This window comes from Acidaminococcus nyctereutis (genome assembly GCF_052216985.1).
GTDB classification, from domain to species: domain Bacteria; phylum Bacillota; class Negativicutes; order Acidaminococcales; family Acidaminococcaceae; genus Acidaminococcus; species Acidaminococcus fermentans_A.
The window spans coordinates 60701-83158 of sequence record NZ_JBQOUY010000004.1 but is presented as its reverse complement, the minus strand read 5'-3'; the positions used below and the strand labels follow the sequence as shown (position 1 = coordinate 83158).

The following is a 22458-nucleotide window of genomic DNA, read 5'->3' as shown; positions in this document are numbered from 1 at the left end:
TCCTTAGAATTTCCATTCAACGCCGGCTCTCCAAACACGGCCGTCGGTCCAGATGCTGTCGCTGCTGTCGAATTTCTTGTTGAACAGGTTGTCGATGCCGGCATACAGGGACATCTTCCCGATATCCTTTGTGACAACGAAGTTGGTCAGGCTGTAAGAATAAGATTTGTCGTTGGCACTGGTCAGATAGTTCTGGTACCACTGGTTATAGAGAGTGGCCGTCCAGGGATCCTTTTTGGCATCGGTCCAAGACAGTTCCACAGTGCCGGTATTAAGAGCCCGTCCCGTGAGCCGCTTGTTGGTGTTCCCATCCCTGGCATCCAGGTAGGTGTAATTGGCCCGAGCGCTCCAGTGTTTGTCGAATTTGTACTTGGTTTCCGCTTCCACCCCGTTGAAAGTGGCTTTGTCCACATTCCGATACCGGTAGAGGAAAGTCATGGCACCGCCGCTGAAGCTCCGGGATACGCTTTCCGAATCGATCAGGTTGGAGATTTTATTGTGGAAATAGGTGAGTTTTCCCGTGGCTTTTCCCTTTTCTCCTTCCAGGCTGATATCGAAGTTGGTGGATTTTTCCGGCTGCAGGTCCGGATTTCCTTCCACGATCACCCGCATAGAGGCAATGGGGGAATGGATCATCTGGGAATACAGTTCGAAGATGGTAGGAGCCCGGAAAGCTTTACCATAATTGATTTTCAGACGGCTGGCCTTGCTGAAGCTATAGGTGAGCCCGGCTCGGGGAGACCATTCGCTGCCGAAACTGTCATGATGGTCGAACCGCACAGACGGGATGAACATCAATTTATCCCCCAGCTTCATCTCATCTTCCACATAGAAAGCATAGGAATTCTGACTGGCTGAGCCATAAGGACTGCTCATGCCCAGATAATACTCCGTCCTTGTACCGCCCCCCGGATTGGCAAAGCGGGTCCCCCCGGCTTTCTGGTTCTTCACTTCCATACCGTAGGTCAGGGTGTTATTCTTATCCATCTTATAGGTGTTCTTGGCTTCGTTGACCCAGGTGGAATACCGGGCATGGTTGAAGTCGTTCCACGCCTTCACGGTCCGGGTCCGGCCCACTTTCCCCAGCCGGCTGTAATAGGACTGGACTTCCCAGTCGTTTTTCCGGTCGAAGCCGTAATATTTCACATGATAGTCGGAGCGGTTGTTGTCGTAATAGCTGGTGGTGGTCCCTGCGGTAGTGCTGGCAGACAGGCTGGTGAGCTGTTCCTTCATAAAGCCGGCTCCAAAATCCAGGCCGCTGTGGTCATTGAACCGATAATTGCCGTTCACGGAAAAATTCCGCCGGGGACCGTACATATTGGTGCTTCCCTTGTTTTCTTCTTTCCGTACCCGGGTCAGATTGAAATCGAAATCCATGTTCAGCTTCCCCATATCCCCGGTGGAAACGCCCCCGTATACGGAAGATTCCAGGCTGCCGGTGCGGGTGCCGGCATAGCCGCCCTGTTTCCGGTTCTTTTTGGTGATGATGTTGATCACCCCGCCGGTGGCATCACTGCCCCAGACAGCGGACCCGGAGCCTCGGAGGATTTCGATCCGGTCGATCTGGTTCACATTGATCCGGTCCAGCTCATACGCATTCATAGTGCTGGCGGAGTCTTCTCCGGCAATCCGGCGGCCGTCCACCAGGATCAGTGTTTCTGTGGTGCCCATGCCCCGGACGCTGACATTGTTCCCCACCATGGAGGTTCCGTTCCGGGATACGTCGATGCCCGTAGCATTCTTGATGGCATCCCGGACATTGTAGGCCCCTTTCTTCTTCATTTCATCTCCCCTGATGACCTGGACAGCCATGGGGACTTTCTTTTCTTCCAGCTTGCTCCGGGTGGCGGTGACCACTGTCTCTCCCAGTTCCAGGTTCTCCATCGCATCCCCTGATGCTTCCGCAGCACTGCACAACTGGGCTCCGCCCAGTACGGCTGCCAGGCTTACCGCCAGCAGGATCCTTCTCTTCAACCATGCTTGATCCATCGTAACGCTCCTTTACACTTTATTTTGCAAGTCATTCCTTTCCGCATTCCACAGATTCCCCCTGGGAGACCGGTCCGCCCAAAGGCCGCGTCCAGTCTCCCTGTTTCAGTTCAACCGGAAGGTAAACGTTTTCGTGGCATAGCACCGGACCGGGTACCCTTCCTTATACGCCGGTTCGAACTGATATCCATAAGCCGCATCCAGAGCCGCCTGATCCATCTGGCCATAGCCGGATCCAGAAATCACCGAAGCACTTTCCACGGTGCCGTCCTTGCCTACGATCATCCGGACCCGGACGGAGCCCTGGATGCCGTGATTCTGCAGGGCTGAAGGATATTCCGGATCCGGTCCCCCTAGGAAACTAGCGGATACGTCGGACTGGACCGCTTCCGTATCAAAGCCAGGCCCGTCACCTCCTGCCGGTCCCGGAGGTTCTCCCGGACTTCCTGCCGGATTGCCCCCATTGGGAACTCCGTCCGGACTCCCCCCCTCCGGATCCCCCTGGGCAGCCGTCCCGGGCCGGGCTGCCGCTCCAGCTGCTGCCGAGCTGACAGAGGAGGCCGCTGCCGTAGGACGGTCCTCTGCCACCTGTCCATCGGGGATCACATCCTGAGGGACTGGCTGCATCACCGGTGCGGGAGCACCTTCCTGGGGGGCTGTCTGCTGGGCTGCAGCAGATACTGGAGGATTCCCGTTCCCCAGATGGGCTCCCGGCACTTCCCCATAGCCGTGATAGGGACTGCCGGAAACGATTTCCACCGTGTAGATCGGATCCTGGACCTGCTGCTTCTGGTAAGCCTGGTAGCCGGCAGCTCCCACCAGCAGGAAGAAAATCAAATGGGCTCCCAGGGACACCAGCAGTCCTTTGCTGCTGTCACAGATTTCCATGGGTATCCGCCTTCTCTGCCGCCAGCCCCACCCGGACGATCCCGGCTGCTTTGCAGTCGTCCAGCAGGCTCAGGATGGTCTGATAGGCAGCTCTGCCATCCCCATAGATGACCAGAGAAAACTGAGGATCTTTGGCAGCCGCCTGTTTGGCCTGGGCCAGCAGCGCCTCCCGGGTAATGGGCTTTGTCCCCAGGTACAGGCTTCCATCTTCCCGGACCGCCACATTGAACCGGCTTTCCTGCTGGGTCTGCGCCTGGGTGGCAGCCGGCAGTTGCACCGGAACGGTCTGTACTTCGCTCATGTTCATGGTGGTGACGATGAAAAACACCAGCAGCAGGAAGCTCATATCGATCATGGGGCTGATCATGATCCCGATTTCATTCTTTTTCCGGTTCTTCAGCTTGATCATGCCCGCCTCCGTTCCGGATGGCAGCACACGCTGCAGGTTTCCTTTTTCCGTACGGCTTCCAAGAGGGTATTGCCCATTTCTTCGATGTTCAAGGTGATGAGCTTCATCCGCCGCTCAAAGTAGCCGTGGAATACCACTGCCACGATGGAAATACACAAACCGAACACAGTGGTGATCAAGGCTTCGGCCAACCCGGATGTGACCCCCATGGGGTTGGTCATCCGCTGTGTGATGTGGTTGAATGCCCCCATCATCCCGGTCACCGTCCCCAAAAGCCCCAGGACCGGTGCCAAAGTGACGATGATATTCAGATAGGGCAGGTGGTTCTTGAATTTGTCCAGGGCCCGTTCTGCCCGATAGCTGATGAAGTTCTCCAGATATTCATAGTTATCATGGCGTTCCATGACGATGGTGGCCAGCTTGGCGATTTCTCCCTGGGTCCGGTCCGCCAGTTCCTTGGCCTGGTTCCAGTCGTTGTTTTCCACACACTGGCAGAACTGTTTGGTAAAATGCCGTCCGCTTTCCGCCTTCCGGAAGAACAGCATCCGTTCCACCCCAATGGCCAGGACAGCAATGGAACAGACAAGGAGAGGCCACATGACCCATCCTCCTTTGATGAAATAATCCACGCCTGCAGTCAAGATGTTCATTTTCCTTCCCTCTTTCCAGCCGTTGGTATCCCGGCTTCTTTCTTCCATAATGCATAATAAAGGCCCTGACGCTGCAGCAGTTCTGCTGGAGGGCCTTTTTCCACGATCCGTCCCTGGTCCAGGACCAGGATGGTATCGGCCTGGCTCACTGTGCTGAGCCGATGGGCCACCATCAAGGTAGTCCTGCCCCGGGCCAGTTTTTCCAGTTCCCCTTGGATCTGCCGTTCGGTGATATTGTCCAAGGCGGAAGTAGCTTCATCCAGCACCACAATGGGAGCATCCTTCAGGAAAGCCCGGGCCAGAGCCAGACGCTGACGCTGGCCTCCCGAAAGCCGCACACCTCGTTCCCCGATTTCCGTGGCAAAGGCAGCAGGGAGATCTTGGATGAAATCCAGGGCCCGGGCCGCTTCTGCCGCTTCCCCAATGGCCTCTGCCGGTTTGCTGAAATCACCGTAAGCGATGTTGTGCCGGATGGAATCGGAAAACAGGAACACGTCCTGGGAAACCAGTCCAATCTGCTTTCTCAGGCTTTCCCGGCTGTACTGGCGGATATCCAATCCGTCCACCAGGATGCAGCCTTCCGTAGGTTCATAGAATCGGAGGATCAGGCTCACCAGAGTGGTCTTGCCGGCACCGGTGGCCCCTACAAAAGCCGCCTTCGTCCCCGGTTCCAGGATGAAGGAGATGTGCCGGAGGATAGGCCTTCCTCCCGGGTATTGGAAGGACACATCCCGGAACTCGATCCGGCCCCGGAGGGGCGGCAGCCCAGGAAGATTCCCCCCGCTTTCCTCTGGTTCTTCCAGGAGCCCATAAAACCGCCGGAACCCAGCCATGCTTTTCTGGTAGGTTTCCACGAACAGGGTCAGTTTCATCACTGGTTTCAGGAACACCCCCACATAGAGGAAAAAAGCCACCAGATCCCCCAGATCCATGGCTCCCTGACGGATGCGCCAGGCCCCTAGGAGAAGGATCAGCAGGTTGATGGAATTGGTGAAGAGATTGATGCTGGCATTGAAATAAGCCCGGATCTGGAAAGATTTCCGTCTGGCCTGGAAGTATTTTCCTGCAGCCCGGGCAAAAGAACGCCGGTTGTGGGTTTCCGCCGTGAAGGCCTTCACCATCCGGATGCCGTTGAGGTTTTCTTCTCCCAGAGCGGAAAGCCGTCCATACTCTTGCCGCACCGCCTGGAAACTGTCCCGGAGCTTCAGGTTGATCCATGCAGTATGGATGGTCTTGGCGCCCATCAGAAGGACAACAGCGCTTCCCAGGTAAGGGTCCAAGGTCACTAGCAGGAAAGCCGTGCCCGTCAGGCTGAAGCAGCAGACCAGCAGATCATTGGGGATCCGAGACGCCAGTTCCCCCGCTTCCGCCACATCCCCAGTAAGGGTGGCCAGCAACTGTCCGGTATGGGCATGGTCGAAAAAAGCAAAAGGCAGCTTCTGGAGATGGGCAAAAAGATCTTTCCGCATATCATTCTCCATACCTGCGCTCAGGATCCCACTTCCCCAAGAAACGGCAAAGAGCAATAGGAAATTCAGGCAGTAAGCCATGCCCAGCCAGAAGCACCAGCGGAGGATCCGGTTCCATTCCCCACTGGGCAGTTCCGTCTGCAGGATATGCCGCACGCCCCAGGGAAACAGCAGTTCCAGCAGAGCTCCCAGGATAGCTCCCAAGGCGAGCAGCCCTGTCAGCATCCGATATCTGCGGTAATAGGACAAAAAACAGCGAAGCATCAGCTGATCTCCCCATAGGCCAGGATGGGCCGTTTCCGGCCCGGCAGCCGGACCACATCACAGTCCACCTGGTAGACTTCCCGGAGCATCCGGGAGGTGATCACTGCTTCCGGCGGTCCCTCGGCATATTTCTTCCCGTCTTTGATCACCACCACCCGATCGCTGACTTCCAGAGCCTGCCCCAAATCATGGAGAACCATGATGATGCCCAGTCCATTTTCCCGGTTCAGTTTCTTCACCAGCTGCATCACTTCGTATTGATAGGAAATATCCAGAAAGGTTGTAGGCTCATCCAGGAACAGGAGATCCGGCTGCTGGGCCAGTACCGCTGCGATCCATACCCGCTGGGCCTCGCCCCCGGAGCAGTCGCAGATCCGTTTGTCCCGGAGTTTCTTCACTCCGGTGGCTTCCATGGCCCATTCCACCACTGCATCATCTTCCGGTGAATTTCCGCTGTGCCAGTCTTGATAGGGGACCCGGCCAAAGCTGACCAGCTGCCGTACGGAAAAATCCGGAGGTGCCAGATGCTGTTGAGGCAGGATCCCCACTTTCTGGGCAAAAGCCCGGGAAGCGATCTGGGGGAAGGGTTTCCCATTGCAGAGTACCGTTCCCTGCCGGCAGGGCAAGAGACGGGTCAGTGTCTTGAGCACCGTGGATTTCCCCGATCCGTTGGGTCCCACAAAGGTGGTGATTTCCCCCTGGCGGATCTCAATGTCAAAATCTTGCAGGACCATCCGCCCTTCATATCCCAGACCCAGTTTCACACCTTTAATTTCCACGGACTTTGCCTCCTTTTCGCAGCATATATAGGAAAAAAGGTCCTCCTGTCATAGCCATGATGACCCCCACTGGGATTTCCATCCCTGGAATCAGGATCCGCCCCATGGTATCTGCTGCCAACAGGATGACACCGCCCAGCAGAGCGGAAATCGGCAGCAGGGACCGGTAATCCGCACCGCCCAGGATCCGGGCCATATGGGGGACTACAAGTCCCACAAAGCCGATCATCCCAGCCATGGCTACTGTAGCCGCCGCCAGGAAGGCCCCCACAGCAGAAATAACGATTCGCAGGAGGTCCACATTGACCCCCAGGCTGGAAGCCATTTCGTCCCCCAGCTGGAGGATATTGGCACTTTTGATGCAGCCGGCGGCCAAGAGTAATCCCACCCCAGCATAAAGAGCCACAGTGGCCACATGTTCCCAACCCCGGCCGGAAAGGCTCCCGTTAAGGAAACCCAGCACATTGGACAGATTGTCCGCATTGAGCAGCTGCAGGAAGGAGGTATAAGCTCCCAGGACGGTGTTGATAGCCACCCCAGAAAGGACGATCCGCACTGGATCCACCCCGTTCTTCCAAGCCATGGCATAGATCAGCACACAGGCCACTAGAGCGCCCCCGAAAGCAAAGAGGGGGACGGAAGAAAGCAGAGTGGGAGCCAGCAGCATGACGGAAGTGGCCGCCGTAGCAGCTCCGGCAGAAACTCCGATGATACCTGGGTCTGCCAGGGGGTTCCGCATGACGGCCTGGAGCAGTGCTCCCGACACTGAAAGAGAGGCCCCTACCAGGATGGCCATAAGGATCCGGGGCAGCCGCAGATTCAGGATCACCACCTGGATGGTCCGATCCTGTTCCCACAATCCCGTAAGGATCCGGGCCGGAGCGAACCAGGCACTGCCTAGCCCCAAGGCGAATAAAGCCAAGATCCCCAGGAAGCAAAATAGCAGGAGACAGATCCCTGCGGTCCGGGAACCGCGAAATGCCCGATTCATGCCTTGCCTTCTTTCAGGCTATCCAGCCGGCGGATCAAGTCCTGGATCTGGTCCAATTCATCCAGGCCCCCGGACACTGCGAACCACTTGGGCAGATAAATGACCTGGCCTTCCCGGATGGCAGCAAAATGATCCCAATAGGAGGCATGATCCCGAAATTCCTGTTCCATGGCTTCCCGCTGCTCATTTTCCCCCGCCATGGCCGAAACACAGACCACCAGATCAGGCTGATAGGAAAGTGCCTTTTCCTGATCCATGGGGACCATGGAGCCCCCCATTTCCGGAGCCACGTTGGTAAAGCCCAGCAGCTGGAGCATGGATCCCACAGTGCCATTTTTGTTCTGGAGATAGAAACGGGGCGGCGCAGCCTGGAGGACCATGACTCTCTTTCCCTGGTTCTGCTGCCGGGCATTTTCCATTTCTTTTTCCACCTGCTGGAACCGTTCCTTGATTCTCAACCCTGCCTCTGACTCTTTTCCGAAAGCATCTACCAGGATCAGGGTCAGTTCTTTGATGGAATCATAGGAAACCGTCGGACCTGCATCCACGTAATAGACCGGGATCTTTTCCCGTTCCAGGATCTTGCCGTAGGTGTCTCGAGCATGGTAGCCCACGATCACCAGATCCGGCTGGAGCGCGATGACTCCTTCCAGATCGATATTGGAGCGCATCCCGGTCTGGAATTCCTTTGCATGCTGCTTCAGATCTTCCGGCCACTGGACGATCTTGGTGGCGGGGATCCCCACCAGGTTCACTCCCAAGGCATGGAGGGTCAGCACCGGTGTATTGGTCAGGGCCACCACCCGTTCCGGTTTTTTGGCCAGGGTTACGCTGCCGGTGATGCCGTATTTTTCCAGGGCTCTGGGATAGGGCAGGGTCACCGCTGTTTTTTCTTTAGGAGCGGCTTCCTGGGCTTGGGGAACGCAGCCGGCCAAAACCAGCAGCAGGAAACAGGAAAGCATCAGTAGGATCCATCTTTTTACCATGTTATTAGTTTCTCCTAACTTAATTTTGCTGTTTTACATAATTTTTTCACGTTATATTCGTATTTAGTTAGTTATATATAACTAGTTTCGTAAAAAAGATAGCATGCTGAAGAAAAATTGTCAACAAAAAACCTGCAATATCTTTGCCACAGATGTTGCAGGTTTGTCATAAAAAGGCTGCCACGTAGGCAGCAGCCCACTGCCTATCATTGATCCATCCGTACCTTGACTACGATTTTCTTCACTTTTTCCGCCTTCCCCTCAAATTGACAGTTGGGCCGATGGACTTCCCAAGGAAAGAAAATGGCAAAGTCCCCTTTTTCCAGCTGGACAAAGTTCTCCTTCTCCACCTTGCCGTAAAACACCACATCGTTGGGTTCACTTCGGTCTTCCGTGATTTCTCCGGCATTTTCCATATCCGTATAGCCGATTTTTTCTCTTCCGGCACCTAGGACCTGGATATCGATGTACTGGAAGTGTTTCTCCGGCCGGCGGTCCGCTGCCGGTTCCGTTTCATAGACATTGACGCTGGCAAAGATATCTTCTCCGGCCAGCGGGGTCTTCCCTGCCGGGAGTTCCGTCACATCCCGTTCCACCAGAAGTTCCAAGGCTTTTTTTACCGGACCGGTGAGCTGACCGGCCAGCCGTTCCAAATGGGCAAGATTACCTGTAATCATGGTTTTTCCTCCTTAGGCAGCAGCCCCAGCAGTTTGGTATAGACCCGCAGGGCATTTTTATAGAAAAAGTCTTCATGATGGGCTTCCGGCACCACCAATTTCATGTTTTCGATATAACTGTGGATGTTGATCAAAGGCCAGTCAGTGCCGTAGAGCACCTTGTCGTACCGGTCCACGTAATCCAGCCACATCCGGATATAGCGGAAATAATCCCGGTGCCTTTCATAGAAGAGGGCCCCGTCGAACTTCCCTTCCAGGAGCCCGGACAGATCCACATACACATTGGGGTTCTTGGCCACCACTTCCATGGCGTCCAGGATCCAGGGATTGCCACAGTGGGCGATGACGAATTTCACCTGAGGAAACTTTCCGGCCACTTCATCGATGGTAAGAGGATGGGCGTATTTCAGCATCCCATGGCCTCCGGCCGTATCCCCGGTATGGAACACCACTGGTACCTGATAGGCTTCAGCCAATTCGTACAAGGGGTAGTGGAGGGGATCGTACGCATAGACCTGGTTGTAGCCGGTATAGATCTTGATGCCCACACAATGGGGGTTCCGGACCACCGGTTCGAATTCCAAGGCGGTCTTTTCACAGTTCTCCTTCGTCAGGCCGTTGCTTTCCAGCCCGGCGCAGAAAGCGATCTCCGCCGGCTGGTTATAGGGTTCCAAGATGCAGGGACCCGCCAGATCCGGCACCCGGGGCACCACACCTCCGAATCGGCTGAGCCCCAATGGGGCGTTGCCCATAGCCACGGACAGCACTACATGGTTCTCCCGGCAGGCCTGGAGATAGTTCTCCACTGTGTTTTCATGACCGGCAGTTTTAGCCACCTGGTCGAATCCGGCGTACCGGAAAAAATGCATATGGGCATCAATGATTTTCATCCCAATTCCCCTCTTCTCGTAAAAATATCCACAATGGTTCCTGGTCCCTGGTTTCCGGCAGAGCCTTCTCCAGTTCTTTTTTCTGTTCTTCCCACAGGCTCAAGAGGCTTTGGATGACCCCCTGTTCGAAGCGTACCTGGGTACTGCCAGCGGTGACGGAATGGACGCCCCCCGGCCGGAGGCTCACCACTTCCTGCCCCAGCAGGATGGACCATTTATCCGTCTGTCCCAGACGCTGCCGTTCCACCTGAGCGGTCACCAGCACATCGGCTCCAGCTTTCCGTGCCTTCTGTCGCAGCTCTTCCTGGAAGGCAGGAAGATTGCTGCCGGCGGTGTGCCCGTAGACCAGTACCACATACCGGGGCAGTGCCCCTCTGTATTCGTCCAGCAGGAACTGCCCCAGATCCGGGGAATACCGGGTATCCGCCCCATTGTCCAGGCACAGCACCGCCAGGGCGGCCAACGGCCCCTTCCCTTTTCTCTGTTCCAGAGGCACCGGGGCCCACAGGCCATCTTTTTCCGCCTGGTTCCGCTGCCGGTAATAATCCTGCACCGCCAGATCCAGATAATAGGAAATGGGATGCTGGTAATCGGTGTAGTTGCCGGACAGGGCATATTCCTTCTTCTCCCCGAACTGCTGGTACCCGGACCGGGTCACCGTCTGGAGAGCACCAGGCACCGGGTCCAGGGAGGTCACTACCCGGAACAGATCGATTTGGGATCCGTAGGTCCGGGCAAAAGCTCGGTTCCCCACTGCCGGGGCCCCGAAGGTAATCACCGGGATCTGTTTTTTGTCCACCCCTTGGCGGACTAGTTCTTCTCCCACCAAGGTGGCACCGGCTCCCCCCAGGCTGTGGCCGGTGAGCACCATTTTTTCTTTGGGATGCTCCTTCAGATAGGCCGCCAGGGTTTCCTTTCGGCCGTCCCCATCCACGTCCAGAGGCTGGGAAAGCGCTGCCCGGGCATACCGAAGGAATCCTTCATGGACGGCGGAGCCTTTCTCTGCCTCTTCTCCCTGGTCCTTCCGGTCTTTGGCTCCTTCTGGATAAGGGACTGCCTTCATCTTCATGTTCAGCTTCCAGTCGTCCCGGGTGGCACTGCCCCGGAACGCCATTACGGTCCAATTTTTGCCCCGGAGCAGCCCCTTTTGCCGGGCCAGAGTGAAGTTCACTTCTGTCCCCCCGTCCTTCAGGGTATAAGGGGTCATAGTCCAGCCATAATCTTCCAGATAACGGATTTCCCGGCTGTTTTCCGGATGGTAGCTGCCAGCGCACACAGCCGCAGCCATGGCCGTCATGGCTGCCTGATGCACCGGATAATCCGAAGGTACCGGGGCTGCGGCCCATGCTGCCAGGGGAAGACCCCATACAGCCGTACAGAATCCAGTCATCAGCGCCCGGCCCAGCCGCTTCCAGCTGTTCCGGTCAAACACGAGGATTCCGGGCATTCAGTTCCCGGAGATCTGGCTGGGTCAGCCGGATATAGACCGGACCATCCAGCAGGGTGCCCAATTCATCGGTCTGGAACAGGATGGAGATGCTGCCGTCCTGGTTCAGGAAGAAATCTTCCGGCACCCGGGTCACTTTTTTCTCCGGATGGATCTTCACATCACCGCTGTTGTAGCATTGGCTAGCCAAATATCCGTTCAGGTCATTGACGGTGACCCGGACAAAGGCAGACAAAGGCAGCCTCTGGCCGCTGGCCAATTCATAGACCACACCGGTGGTCTTGACTTTATTGTCGCTGCCCTGGGTGCGCAGGTCGCTGAGTACCAGAGAAACCAGCTGGGTATCCTCATATTTTTTCTCATACCAGGTACGGCCGGAAGTGAATTTCCGGTCTACAAAACCACCCCGGAAATCATCCATGAAGGTCTTGATATCCTTGTTGATCAGGGTGTCGGCTTTTTTATTTTTCGTATGGACAACCGGCCAGGTCATCTCCAGGTTCCCCACTTGGGCCTGTTCACTTTCCACCTCAGCGAAAGCCGGGACGGACAGGCTGAGGCAAAGGGCCAGAGCTGCCAGAGTCGCTTTTTTGAACATGGTTCCACACTCCTTTTTCCTTTAATAGCCCTAGTATAACATAAAAAGAGGTGGTGTGAAAAAACGCGTTTTTCACACCACCTCGTCACTGGCCACTTATCACTGGCCAAAAAAGGAAGAAACCCGTGGCAGACGGGTTTCTCTTACAGGAAACGCAGCTCTGATGGGCCCTGGGCTCTTACCCTCTCACTTCCTTCAACTCCGCCCGGAACTCGCTGGCCATCCGGTTCAGGCTGTTGTCCTGGTTCAGAGCCGGATTGGTAGTGGCCCCGTTCTTCAAGGCCGTGTAAAGGATCCGGGCGAAGTCCTTCCGGGTCAGGAAAGGATTCCCCTCCACCTGGAGCCCCGTAAGGCCTTTCAGCGCCCCGGCCTGTTCCAGCTTCCGGACACAATCATAGGCCCAGTGGTTTTCCGGCACATCGGTGAACAGGTCGTCCCCGTTCACGGCCGGTGCAACAGCCGGAGCCATCTTCTGTTCCGCCAATTTCTCCAGGATGGCGGTCTGCCGAGCCAGGAGTTCCATCAGCTGGGCATTGGATTCCGCTGGTTTGGCCGGAGCTGCTGCCGGTTCCGGCGTGCGTGCCGGCCGGACCTGTACCGTCGCCACAGGAGCCGTCACCGGTGCTGCAGCCACCGTTTCCACTGGCCGTACAGGTATCCGTACCACTGCCGGTTTCACTGCTGGAACGGTCTCCGCAGGACGGACCGGTGCCGTGGCTGCCGTGGAAACAGGCACTAAGGTCGGTGCTGCAGGAGCTGCCTTCACCGGCGCCGGCTGGGGAGCGGCAGGTGTCCGCCGGCCCAGTTTCCAGGTCACTCCGGCATTCACCATGTTTTCTCCGCCGCCCATGGCAACCCCCATGGACAGGATGGTCCGTTCATCCGGATGGTAATACATGCCCACGGCCGCAGCGCTGGCGCCCCGATAATTGCCGTACCCGGCGGAAAAGTCCACCTTGTCGTTGGGATCATAGGCTCCCGGATGGAGAGCTGCCAGAGCCGCAGCCCCGGCGCCCACCCGGTCGATTCGGGAATCCAGCTTATCCACTTCCCGGCCCAGCTGGGTGATGTTCTGGGCATTCTGATTGATAGCCGCATCCTGCTGGGCTGCCAGATCGTTCACCTGTTTCACGTTCACCGCATCGGTGTCCGCACTGCCGGCGGCCACGTTGGTGATCTTCTGGCTGTTGGCGTCGAGACCGTCGCTGGAGATGTAGGTCTTATTGCCAACCTTTAAAGAATCGCTGGTCAGTGCCGTTCCCTTGCCCACCTGGACACCGTCGTTGTTGACCACAGTGGAACCGGAAGTAACGGAATCTGCTTTAATGGATTTGGCTTCGATGAAACCTTTATCTCCATTAAATTTTACATTACCAAGGTCGACCTGCTTGGACAGGTTGATTTCATAATTGGTTTTCCCCTTGTCGTCAGTGGTGGGTTTGATGTCTAGATTCTGGTCACCATTGGAAACCGTGGTATGCTGACCTGCCGTCTGATAGATGTCATTCATCCGGTTGTTCAGCTTGCCGATAGCAGTTGTGGAACTGTCGCCATTGGCGATTTCCTCGCCCTTCACATTCAAATAGTTTTTATCGCCCACCTTATTATTCAAGTTGTTGATGGCTTCCACAACGGAAGTGGGCTGGACTGTATCCCCGTTTTTTTTCTTGAGATCATCGGCAATTTCACTCACAGTCCCCACTTCGCTGGCTTTGGCCAGGTCTTTGATGACTATGCTGTCCTTCTTTTCTCCCTTGCCATTGACCACAGCCATGGATACCTGATGATTGTCATCGACGGTATAACCGCCTTCTTTCGCCAGTGTATGCAGTTCATTTTCAGAAGCCGTCTTGGTAGCCTGGTTATAGACAGTCTGCAGCTGGCTTTCAGTAGCCGCTTGGTTGGACTCCTTGTATCCATCAGCTGCCGCCGTTTCCACATTCCATTCCGTATTGGCCAGACCGCTGACAATATCCTTCGTCCCGTCCACGACTACATTGCCCACTTTTGCCCGGCCATTGCTCAGAGTACTGGAGCCGATGGTCACAGAACCCTGGTTTGTCAGATCCAACGTATTGTTCAGACGAATCCTGATATGCCCATTGGTATCCGTTGTCGTCGTCTCGGCCGTAGTGGTAATATTGCTGTCCCCTACAACGCCGATAGCCTGGCCCAGTACCTGGGAAACTTCTTTATTGTTATCGTCAGACAGCTTGAAACCGCCGGAATGAGAAGCCAGAGTAACTTGTTGGATGGCCGAAGCCAGCTGGGCCTCCGTAGCCGCCCGGTCCTTCACATAGTTGGACTGATTCCAGGTAGTATTGTCCAAGCCAGTGATGTAGTACCCTTCATGGGTAGTTACCCCGTCTTTCTGCCTGCCGATGACCAGGCTGATGGTCTGCCCTTTATCACCAGTCCTCGGAGTAAAGGCAATGGCATCCATGCCAGCCAGATCCGCCTGGAGCCCATAGGTAAAGGAAGCTCCATTCTGGACCAGGGACAGGTTGTTCCCGGCATTGAAGGTTACCGTATCTCCTGCCGAGATCTGTTTATCCGCAGTTTTGACCGTCACATCCGTCTGGCTGCCGTTGCCGGATTTCCCGGAATCAGCTGTCCAGTAAGTCTGGCTGATGGTTTCTGCCACATTCTTGGCCGTTGCCAGACCATCCTCCACTGTTTCAATCTTCGCTACTTTACCATCAGCTGCAGACAAGGCTTTGGTTTTCAATCCATAAGTCACATTCGCTCCAGCATTTCCAGTAGCAGCCGTGTTAGCCATCAGATACGGGCTGTTCGACTTAAAAGCGACTTTCTTGCCTGCACCGATATCGGTCACCTTCTGGCCGTCATTGTCAGCAATCTGCCAGCCGCTGCCTACCTGATCCTGGACTTCTTTCAGCTGGGACACATTGACCGCATCTGTATCCTGCGTACCCTTTGCCACATTGCTGATGACGTTGCCCCCATTGTCCAGGCCGCCGTTGGTCAGTCTCACAGGAGACTTGGTCTTGTCAGACGGTGTCAGGGTGATCCCCTGGGCATCCTGGATATAGGTATTTTCCGCTGCGTCTTTTGTCGCAATGCCTTCTGCTGTCTGAACCGTAGACCCTTTCGTCGTATCAGACGTGGTGACTTTGGAAATACTGATTTCCTTATTCAGTCCATAGGTAAACTTCGTGTCATCCTGCGTCAAAGTCAGATTCTCATCCTTGGCAAAATGGATGGTATCTCCGGCTTTGACAGGCTTTGCATTATTCGATGTATTGTCCGCCACTACATTGATGGCAGTGCTGTTGATGGCATTGGCCACATCCTGGGTCGTTGCCAGACCATTCGTCTGAACAGTAGCCTTTCCAGCCTCGGAGCCAAATGTACCCGTAGTCACATCCACCTTCACCGTGGCATTGCCAGTACTGTCATCCTTCGTCACCACGGACTTGGTATATGTACCATCCGTATAAGTTACCGTCTTGCCGGCGCCAATCTTGGCCGTAATGGCTGTCCCATCCGAATTCTTTCCGGCAAGGTTCCAGCCACCGCTGACCTGGTTCTGGAGAGCATCCAACTGGCTCTTATTGACTGCGTCATAGGCACTTTCACCATTTGCTACGCCGGTAATCTTCTGACTGCCTGCATCAATGCCATTCTTGGTGAACTTCGGCCCGCCAGAAATAGTAAGGCCATTGGTATCCAACGTGCTGTTTCCTGCGGTCACGCTGGTCAGTCCAATCAAGGCCGGATTCAAATCATATTTCACTTCTCCATTGTCACCAACGACAGCCGTCGTATTATTTCCATTCTTGAAATTGAGGCCTGTCTTCAGTGCCACTTCTTTGGCGGTACCGTCATTGGCCTTTACTTTAAGATTGTCCACGTTCACCGTGTAGGTCATCTGGTGCATAGCTGCATCTTCCGATGAAACCACACCAGCCACGTTGTTCCCAGCAGCCACCTTCGTCCGGGCATTCTTCACCTGTCCCAGAGTAGCAGCGTCGGTATCCTGGGCAGCTTCAGCCAAGTTGGAAATGATCTTGCCTCCCGCATTGATGCCGTTCCTCAAGACACTAGGACCGCCGGTAATCTCCAGTCCATTGGTGTCCAATCTGGAATCTCCTGTAGTGACGGACTGGATTCCGGAAATATCATCTGCCAATTTGAAGGAGATTTTGCCATCTCCCGCTTGCGTAACGATCTGATTGGCCGTACCGTTGAATGCAGTAGCTTCATCCATGGTGTTGGAGCCTGCCGTCCCGTTGTCACCGTTGTACGTAACGGTCAGATTGGCCGGGATCTTGCTGTAGTCCACTTTGATATCGTAGGTATGGGTATCGCTGTTGGGAACGCTGTCCAATACGGTGACACTGTTGTCAGAAGATTTTATCGTCGTGCGCCCTGCATTGACACCGGACTGGGATGCCAGACCGGTGATCTGGATGGTCTTTGGCGAACCGGTGGGATTTTTATCATCGACTACATTCAGCGTTACCGTACCATTGCTGTCAACGGCATATGCCTGGTCATGGGTCGTCCCTGCACCAACAAGATGGTAGTCGCTGAGGCTGTATTTCTCCAGGATCGGATTCAAGTTCAGATCCACCGTGCCGCCGCCCAGACGGGTCATAGTCACGTGGTTGTTTTCTGTGCCGACGGCCGCACTGGTGATGTAGTCGTCCTTCAGGCCGGAAAGGGTGGCTTTGGTACCATCATTCATGGTCAGGGTTGCACTGCCTGTTACAGTCGCCTTCCCTTGGGAATCCACATACGTTGCTGCGCCGGATTGAATCTTCGTATCTTTCAAGCCTCTGATGGAAGCCGTCAGCCCGTTGTTCCCTGTAAGGACAGCCGTGCCGTTGCCATTGGCATCATAGGTTACTGTGCCGCCAGTTACGTATTTGTCCTGGGCCGCTGTAATACCGCCCAGATCGGACAGACTTACGATCTGGCTGTCTCCGTCATTCCGGGCAAATGTCACCGTCTTTTTGTCAGCATCCTTCGTAACCGTAGTATAGGTGTCTTTTGCACTGATTGTAAAAGTTTTCTTGGTGCCATCGGTGCTGGTGGTAGTACCAACGGTAACATTATCGTTTCCTTTCACCATATCGATGGCATCTTTGGCTTTCGTCTTGATGGCCGCATCGGACACATTGAAGGTAATGGCGCCATTATCGCCGACAGAAGCAGTGGTGTTCGTTCCATTGCCAAAGACGAGACCTTCGCTGAGTGCAACGCTCTTTTTCTGGCCATCGGCCACCTTGACCCCCAGGTTGCTGACATTGACTTTGTAGATGTGGTGCCCGTCAGCAGAAACCGTATCATCATCTACACTTTCCACATTGGTGCCCTTGATCACCGTCGTGGTTGCCTTTGCCTTTGCCGCAGCCGCAGTCAAGGCCCCCTTGGAAGCCCCATCCAGATCACTCAGTGACAAAGTCTGATTCGTCCCATCATTCCGGGCAAAGGTGACGGTGTGGCTGGTCCCGTCCTTGGTAACAGTGGTATAAGTATTCTTAAGGCCCATGGACGTAACTGTGTGGCCGTCTGCATCCGTCAAGGTCAAGGTCACATCATCCTTCCTCCCTGTAGGAGCTGCAGATGCCGTACTGAGCTTGTTGTGGGTGGCACTGATGGTCACGGTGCCGTCCGTCCCCACGGCAGCTGTAGTATTGGTGCCATTGACGAAGTTGATGCCCTTGGCCAATTCCACTGTGGTATTCCCTGTACCATTGGCTTTCACCGCCAGATTATCCACGTTCACCACATACGTATGGTGTCCGTTTGCTTCCGTATCATCCAATTTGGTGTTGGTGCCCTGTGTCAGCAGGGTCCGGGCGGACTTCACCTGTCCATAATTGGCTGCATCGGTATCTGCTTCGCCGGCTTTCACGCCGATAATCTTCTGGCTGGCTGCATCGATGCCGCTGCTGGTGAATTTCGGGCCACCCGCAATCGTGAGGCCGCTGTTATCGAGAGTTGCCTTTCCCGTCACCACACTGCCGTCAGTCCCGAGCTTCACATCCTTGCTGAGTTTGACCGTCAGTGTATCTTTGCCATCCGAAACAACACCGATATTGTTATCTGTAAGCGTACTGGCAGCAGCCCCGCCGACAATCGACAGGGTTTCATTGGACCCCCGGGCCACTACGTTCTTGTCATCGACAGTAGTAGTGCCAAAGCTGGAATCGTCCCCGCCGAACCGGAGCTGCCGGGTGAGGGCATAGAGCTGGGACCCGTTCACCGCGTCGGTGCTGGCAGCGCTCACCAGACCGGCGGCCACATTCTGGATCCGGCGTTCTTTGCCATCAGAACCTACGGTGACCACTCCAGTAGGATTGCTGCCGGCATAGGTATAGCTGGTCCCATCGTCGTAAGTAGTATCCGTGCTGAGAGACTGTAGGCCTGCCGTAGTACCGCTCTTTTTCATGGCTGCCAGATTGGTGGCATACCGTGCCGCCGCTTTGGCCTTGGCCTGGTCCGCTGCTTTTTCTGTATCCGTCATGCCTGTGGTATCCAACGCATCCACTGCGGCCTGTTCCGCATCCGTTAATGTAGTGGCATCAGCCACATTGGCATTCTTCGCTGCAGCGCCGGTACCCAGATAAACGGAATTGCCCAAAGTTGCGGTCACATCATTGCCCAGGATCTGGGTATCCGCCAGGGAAGTGGTGGCCGTTGCCTGATTGACTGTATTTTTATAGCCGATGACCATCGTCCGTGTCAGCTGGTTCCAGGTCTTGCCCATATCATCAGAACCTGTCCCATCACGACCGGTTACCGCATTGCTGCCGCCAATCACAGTGATGTTGGCCGTGGTCCCTGCATTGGCTTCATCACTGCTGGCACCGGTGACACTGTTGCTGTTTCCCAGAATAGAGATATTCTGTACTGTATCGGAATAAGACCCCTGATTGATGGTGTTGCTGTTGCCGGTGATGGAAAGGCTGTCCATACCGTGTTTCGTATTGCCGGACGTATCGGCTACAGGATTCACCGTATTCTTGCTGCCATAAAGCCCGCTGTAGGTAACGGCACCCCAGCTGCCATTGACCTTGTTTTCACTGCCAACAGCATAAGTATTGCTGCCATTGATGGTATTGCTCTTCCCCACGATGCCGGAAGATGCCCCATAGGCTGTACTCGTGCCGATGACCACGGAATCAGCTCCCTGGGCATAAGCATTGTGACCAATGGCGGTGGAGCCATTGCTGTATGCCTTGGCGCCGCTGCCGATGGAGGTGGCGGCGCTGTTTCGGGTTTCTGCTTCGTAACCGATGGCGATGGACTGCTGCCCCACTTTGACTGTGGTGTTGGTTGCAGGATCTGTCACGTTGGAAGTATAAACAGAGGCACGGGTGCCCAAGGCCACAGAATTGTCCGTCTGGGCAATGGCAGAGGTACCGACAGCAACACTGTTGGCCCATTCAGCGGAAGTCACATGGGGATTGGCACTGGTATTGTTCCCGGCATCCACTGTCCCTGTAGTGGCCGGGTTATCTGCCGTACCCATAGCGATGCTTCCCTTGCCGCTGGCAGAGACATTGTTGCCGATGGCTACGGCTTTGGCACTGGTAGCGGTGGCATTGGGACCGATGGCCATGGCGTCTGCGGCACCGCTGGTACTGGTCCCGTCATTATTGACATTGGCCGTCAGGGTATCGCCGGATGGGTTGATGGAAAAATACTTGGTCTGAGAAGCCGTGATCTTGCTTTCCACCGCAGAAATCTTGGAATTGATGGCTTCCTGCGTATACGTATCACTAATTTTGGTATCGGTAGTCTTGATTGTTCCTGCCAGATCCGTATAAGCGGCTTTCAACTGGGCTACCGTAGCCGCATCCTGATCGGCCGTCCCATCGGCCACATTGGAAATCCGGCGCAGGACCGTGGTCCCCGCAGCACTGACAGACCCGCCGACAGAAATATAACCATTGACGGAAGAACTGTCGGTCAGATATCCTTTGGCATACGATGTGACAGCTGGGGCTTGGGAACCGCTGCCAATGGCAATATTGCCGCCTCCGGCACTGGCTTTGTCGCCCAAGGCGATACTGTCCGCATCAGACGCTGCAGCACTGTAACCCAGAGCCAGGGATTTATCTCCCGATGCCGTGGCCTTATAGCCCAGCGCTGCTGCATTGGAAACCGCATTGGCACTGTGTCCGATGGCAATGGATTCCGTAATATTTTTGGCATTGGCATCGGCGCTCTGGTAGTTGGCTTCATACCCGATGGAAATGTTAAACCCATTTTGAGGATTGGAATCGGCAGCCGCTGCATAGTTGATACCGGACCCGGCATTGGATCCGATGGCTACGTTGTAGCTGCTCTTGACGTTGCTGCCGGCCCCGCTGCCCAGGGCCACGTTCTGCATGCCTTTCACATTGCCCCCGGCATTGGTGCCGATGGCAATGAGGGAGCCATAACCGCTGGTACGGCCTTCATTCGTTCCCTTTCCTGCCTGGTGGCCGATGGAAATGGAATCATTGGCATAAGCCTGGGCCCCGTTGCCGATGGCCACCGCATCAGTATTGTCAGACCCCGTCGTTACTCCATCGGTGGAGTAGCCAATGGCAATGGACCTGCCGGATACGCTGGTACCGCTGCCGATGCTGATACCGCCTTCTGTGGTGGTGGATGTATTTTCCCCGATGGCCACCGCTCCTGCGCCGGTGGCGCTGGCATTGTATCCGATGGCAGTGGTATTAGAGGTATTGGCCTTGGCCGCATTGCCCAATGCTATGGCATTATCTGCCCCGCTGGCAACGGACGCACTGGTGCCGAAGGCCATGGCATCTTTGGCCGTCGCTACAGAAGCGCTCTTGCCGATGGCCAGGGAAGCATCAGCATTGGTTCCCGTACCTTCGACTTTTGCCCCGCTCCCGAAAGCCACAGCATCGTTGGCGCCGGTAACGACAGCCCCACTGCCGATGGCTGTACTGCCGGAATCCACCGTCTTGGTCACGGTGGTGCCGGACTGGGTGGTATAGTTGTTGACCTGGGCTTCATTGCCCAGAGCCAGAGCCGTGTTGCCGCTGGCCTTGGCCTCAGTGCCCAGCGCCACGCTGTTTTCACCGCCCACAGCAGCCACATTGGCGGTGGTATCCCCCACAGTGACCGTTCCTTTGTTTTCGCCGATCACGGCTTCTTTGCCAAAGGCGATACCCCCTGCAGCCGTTTCATTGACCTGGGCACCGGTCCCGATAGCCATGGCATCACCGGCTCCATTTACTTTGGCTCCGCTGCCGATGGCCGTGCTGCCGGCAATGGCTGCGGTAGTCTTGCCATCCTGATCCGTGGTATTCAGCACCTGGGAATGATACCCCATGGCCACCGACTGATTGCCGTTTGCCTGGGCACTGTCACCGATGGCCGTACTGCTGGTGCCGCCGGTAACTATGGCTGTAGATGTCCCGGCACTGGCGGGGCTTTCCCCGGCTTGGGCGCTGGGTCCGACAGCCACGGAATTGGTGCCGTTGGCAGCTGCATCGGGAGCATACGTCTTGGTTTTGCCGTCCGTTGAAGGGGTCACTTCCGGATTGACTTTGAAATACTTGCTCAGTTTGGACCTATAGGCAGAACTGTCCGTCATATCGATGTCCAGTGCGGACAGGGCCTTGTTCAGGGTGGTGTCCAGACTGATCAGGTTCTGGGCTGTGGTATTGGCAGTGCTGATGTAATGATAGGTCCCATCAGCAGAGGGCCGCAGTTCCGTATACAGTGTACCGCCAGACACCAGGTTGGTATCGCCGATGGAGATTACCCCATCATTATTAGCAGTAACAGTATAAGTAAGCGTCCCATTCCCAGTTTCCGAACCGTCGGGGGTTACCGTGACCCGGTCTCCTGCAGCCACCTTCACCGCCTGTTTGGCCTGTTCTTTGATGACAGTTTTCCCGGCATCCGTAATATTGGAAAGATCCTTCAGTTCCTTAATATCCGAAGCGTTGGCGGCAATGCTGGTTTTATTGGAAGTTATGGAAGTTGTGTTGCTTGCAATATCCGAGGTATTCTTGCTTATTGCTGTCTTGTTGGCAGCAATGGATGTTTTGTTAGCTTCTATTTCGGCTTTATTTATGGCAATATCGGTTTTATTGGTATCCGTCGTGGTTCTGCTGGCAGCGATTTCCTGGGCATTCTGGGCCACCTGCTTGTCCAGGGCTTGGATATTCTCCTTGTCCGTCCTCGTATCAGTGATATAGGTCGTATTCCCACTGTCTGTGTTTCCTTCCGTGGAATCCGCCGCATAGCCGGGGGATGCGATCATCAGGGTGGCCAGGAATGTCAGTAGGACCCGGGACAATCCTCGGCTTTCCCCTTTTCGAGAAGAAGACACCTCTTTTCCCCTGTTCCGGGCATATTCCGGAACCACCTGGACCAGGTGCCGATTCCGGTTAAAAATCACCTTGAAGATCCTGTTCATACGA

13 protein-coding genes are annotated in these 22458 nt (G+C 55.4%); all 13 read right to left on the bottom strand.

Going from position 1 to position 22458, the window contains the following annotated elements; all coding sequences use genetic code 11:
* Nucleotides 1–3: 3 nt before the first annotated feature.
* The gene (locus ACTUHY_RS03630; RefSeq protein ID WP_442826635.1) at nt 4–1989 is read right to left on the bottom strand and encodes a TonB-dependent receptor plug domain-containing protein; all 1986 of its coding nucleotides are present in this window, start codon (nt 1987–1989) and stop codon (nt 4–6) included.
* A 105-nt stretch (nt 1990–2094) separates the two neighbouring features.
* Entirely contained in the window at nt 2095–2877 is a 783-nt protein-coding gene (locus tag ACTUHY_RS03625; protein ID WP_442826634.1) for an energy transducer TonB, read from the bottom strand.
* The gene (locus ACTUHY_RS03620; protein ID WP_442826633.1) at nt 2864–3286 is read right to left on the bottom strand and encodes an ExbD/TolR family protein; all 423 of its coding nucleotides are present in this window, start codon (nt 3284–3286) and stop codon (nt 2864–2866) included. The genes ACTUHY_RS03625 and ACTUHY_RS03620 overlap by 14 nt, the downstream gene beginning before the upstream one ends.
* The gene (locus ACTUHY_RS03615; RefSeq protein WP_442826632.1) at nt 3283–3936 is read right to left on the bottom strand and encodes a MotA/TolQ/ExbB proton channel family protein; all 654 of its coding nucleotides are present in this window, start codon (nt 3934–3936) and stop codon (nt 3283–3285) included. The genes ACTUHY_RS03620 and ACTUHY_RS03615 overlap by 4 nt, the downstream gene beginning before the upstream one ends.
* Complete coding sequence (locus tag ACTUHY_RS03610; RefSeq protein ID WP_442826631.1) at nt 3933–5669, bottom strand: ABC transporter ATP-binding protein; 1737 nt, start codon at nt 5667–5669, stop codon at nt 3933–3935. The genes ACTUHY_RS03615 and ACTUHY_RS03610 overlap by 4 nt, the downstream gene beginning before the upstream one ends.
* Nucleotides 5669–6448 (bottom strand): ABC transporter ATP-binding protein, encoded by a 780-nt coding sequence (locus ACTUHY_RS03605; protein WP_442826630.1) that lies wholly within the window; start codon nt 6446–6448, stop codon nt 5669–5671. The genes ACTUHY_RS03610 and ACTUHY_RS03605 overlap by 1 nt, the downstream gene beginning before the upstream one ends.
* Entirely contained in the window at nt 6438–7439 is a 1002-nt protein-coding gene (locus tag ACTUHY_RS03600) for a FecCD family ABC transporter permease (protein ID WP_442826629.1), read from the bottom strand. The genes ACTUHY_RS03605 and ACTUHY_RS03600 overlap by 11 nt, the downstream gene beginning before the upstream one ends.
* Complete coding sequence (locus ACTUHY_RS03595) at nt 7436–8425, bottom strand: ABC transporter substrate-binding protein (RefSeq protein ID WP_442826628.1); 990 nt, start codon at nt 8423–8425, stop codon at nt 7436–7438. The genes ACTUHY_RS03600 and ACTUHY_RS03595 overlap by 4 nt, the downstream gene beginning before the upstream one ends.
* A 206-nt stretch (nt 8426–8631) precedes the next feature.
* Nucleotides 8632–9102, bottom strand: coding sequence for a NanQ anomerase/TabA/YiaL family protein (locus ACTUHY_RS03590; protein WP_442826627.1), 471 nt, complete (start codon nt 9100–9102; stop codon nt 8632–8634).
* Nucleotides 9099–9992: an amidohydrolase family protein gene (locus tag ACTUHY_RS03585; RefSeq protein WP_442826626.1), complete on the bottom strand. Its 894-nt coding sequence runs from the start codon at nt 9990–9992 to the stop codon at nt 9099–9101. Before ACTUHY_RS03585 ends, ACTUHY_RS03590 begins: the two co-directional genes overlap by 4 nt.
* The gene (locus tag ACTUHY_RS03580; RefSeq protein ID WP_442826625.1) at nt 9979–11439 is read right to left on the bottom strand and encodes a lipase family protein; all 1461 of its coding nucleotides are present in this window, start codon (nt 11437–11439) and stop codon (nt 9979–9981) included. Before ACTUHY_RS03580 ends, ACTUHY_RS03585 begins: the two co-directional genes overlap by 14 nt.
* Complete coding sequence (locus ACTUHY_RS03575; RefSeq protein WP_442826624.1) at nt 11417–12037, bottom strand: hypothetical protein; 621 nt, start codon at nt 12035–12037, stop codon at nt 11417–11419. The genes ACTUHY_RS03580 and ACTUHY_RS03575 overlap by 23 nt, the downstream gene beginning before the upstream one ends.
* Before the next feature lie 178 nt (nt 12038–12215).
* Nucleotides 12216–22454, bottom strand: a complete 10239-nt coding sequence (locus tag ACTUHY_RS03570; RefSeq protein WP_442826623.1) for an ESPR-type extended signal peptide-containing protein — start codon at nt 22452–22454, stop codon at nt 12216–12218.
* Nucleotides 22455–22458: the final 4 nt, after the last annotated feature.

Coding starts and splice junctions, on each gene's coding strand:
- ACTUHY_RS03630 (WP_442826635.1), bottom strand. CDS start 1,989: ATGGATCAAGCATGGTTGAAGAGAAGGATCCTGCTGGCGGTAAGCCTG.
- ACTUHY_RS03625 (WP_442826634.1), bottom strand. CDS start 2,877: ATGGAAATCTGTGACAGCAGCAAAGGACTGCTGGTGTCCCTGGGAGCC.
- ACTUHY_RS03620 (WP_442826633.1), bottom strand. CDS start 3,286: ATGATCAAGCTGAAGAACCGGAAAAAGAATGAAATCGGGATCATGATC.
- ACTUHY_RS03615 (WP_442826632.1), bottom strand. CDS start 3,936: ATGAACATCTTGACTGCAGGCGTGGATTATTTCATCAAAGGAGGATGG.
- ACTUHY_RS03610 (WP_442826631.1), bottom strand. CDS start 5,669: ATGCTTCGCTGTTTTTTGTCCTATTACCGCAGATATCGGATGCTGACA.
- ACTUHY_RS03600 (WP_442826629.1), bottom strand. CDS start 7,439: ATGAATCGGGCATTTCGCGGTTCCCGGACCGCAGGGATCTGTCTCCTG.
- ACTUHY_RS03595 (WP_442826628.1), bottom strand. CDS start 8,425: ATGGTAAAAAGATGGATCCTACTGATGCTTTCCTGTTTCCTGCTGCTG.
- ACTUHY_RS03590 (WP_442826627.1), bottom strand. CDS start 9,102: ATGATTACAGGTAATCTTGCCCATTTGGAACGGCTGGCCGGTCAGCTC.
- ACTUHY_RS03585 (WP_442826626.1), bottom strand. CDS start 9,992: ATGAAAATCATTGATGCCCATATGCATTTTTTCCGGTACGCCGGATTC.
- ACTUHY_RS03580 (WP_442826625.1), bottom strand. CDS start 11,439: ATGCCCGGAATCCTCGTGTTTGACCGGAACAGCTGGAAGCGGCTGGGC.
- ACTUHY_RS03575 (WP_442826624.1), bottom strand. CDS start 12,037: ATGTTCAAAAAAGCGACTCTGGCAGCTCTGGCCCTTTGCCTCAGCCTG.
- ACTUHY_RS03570 (WP_442826623.1), bottom strand. CDS start 22,454: ATGAACAGGATCTTCAAGGTGATTTTTAACCGGAATCGGCACCTGGTC.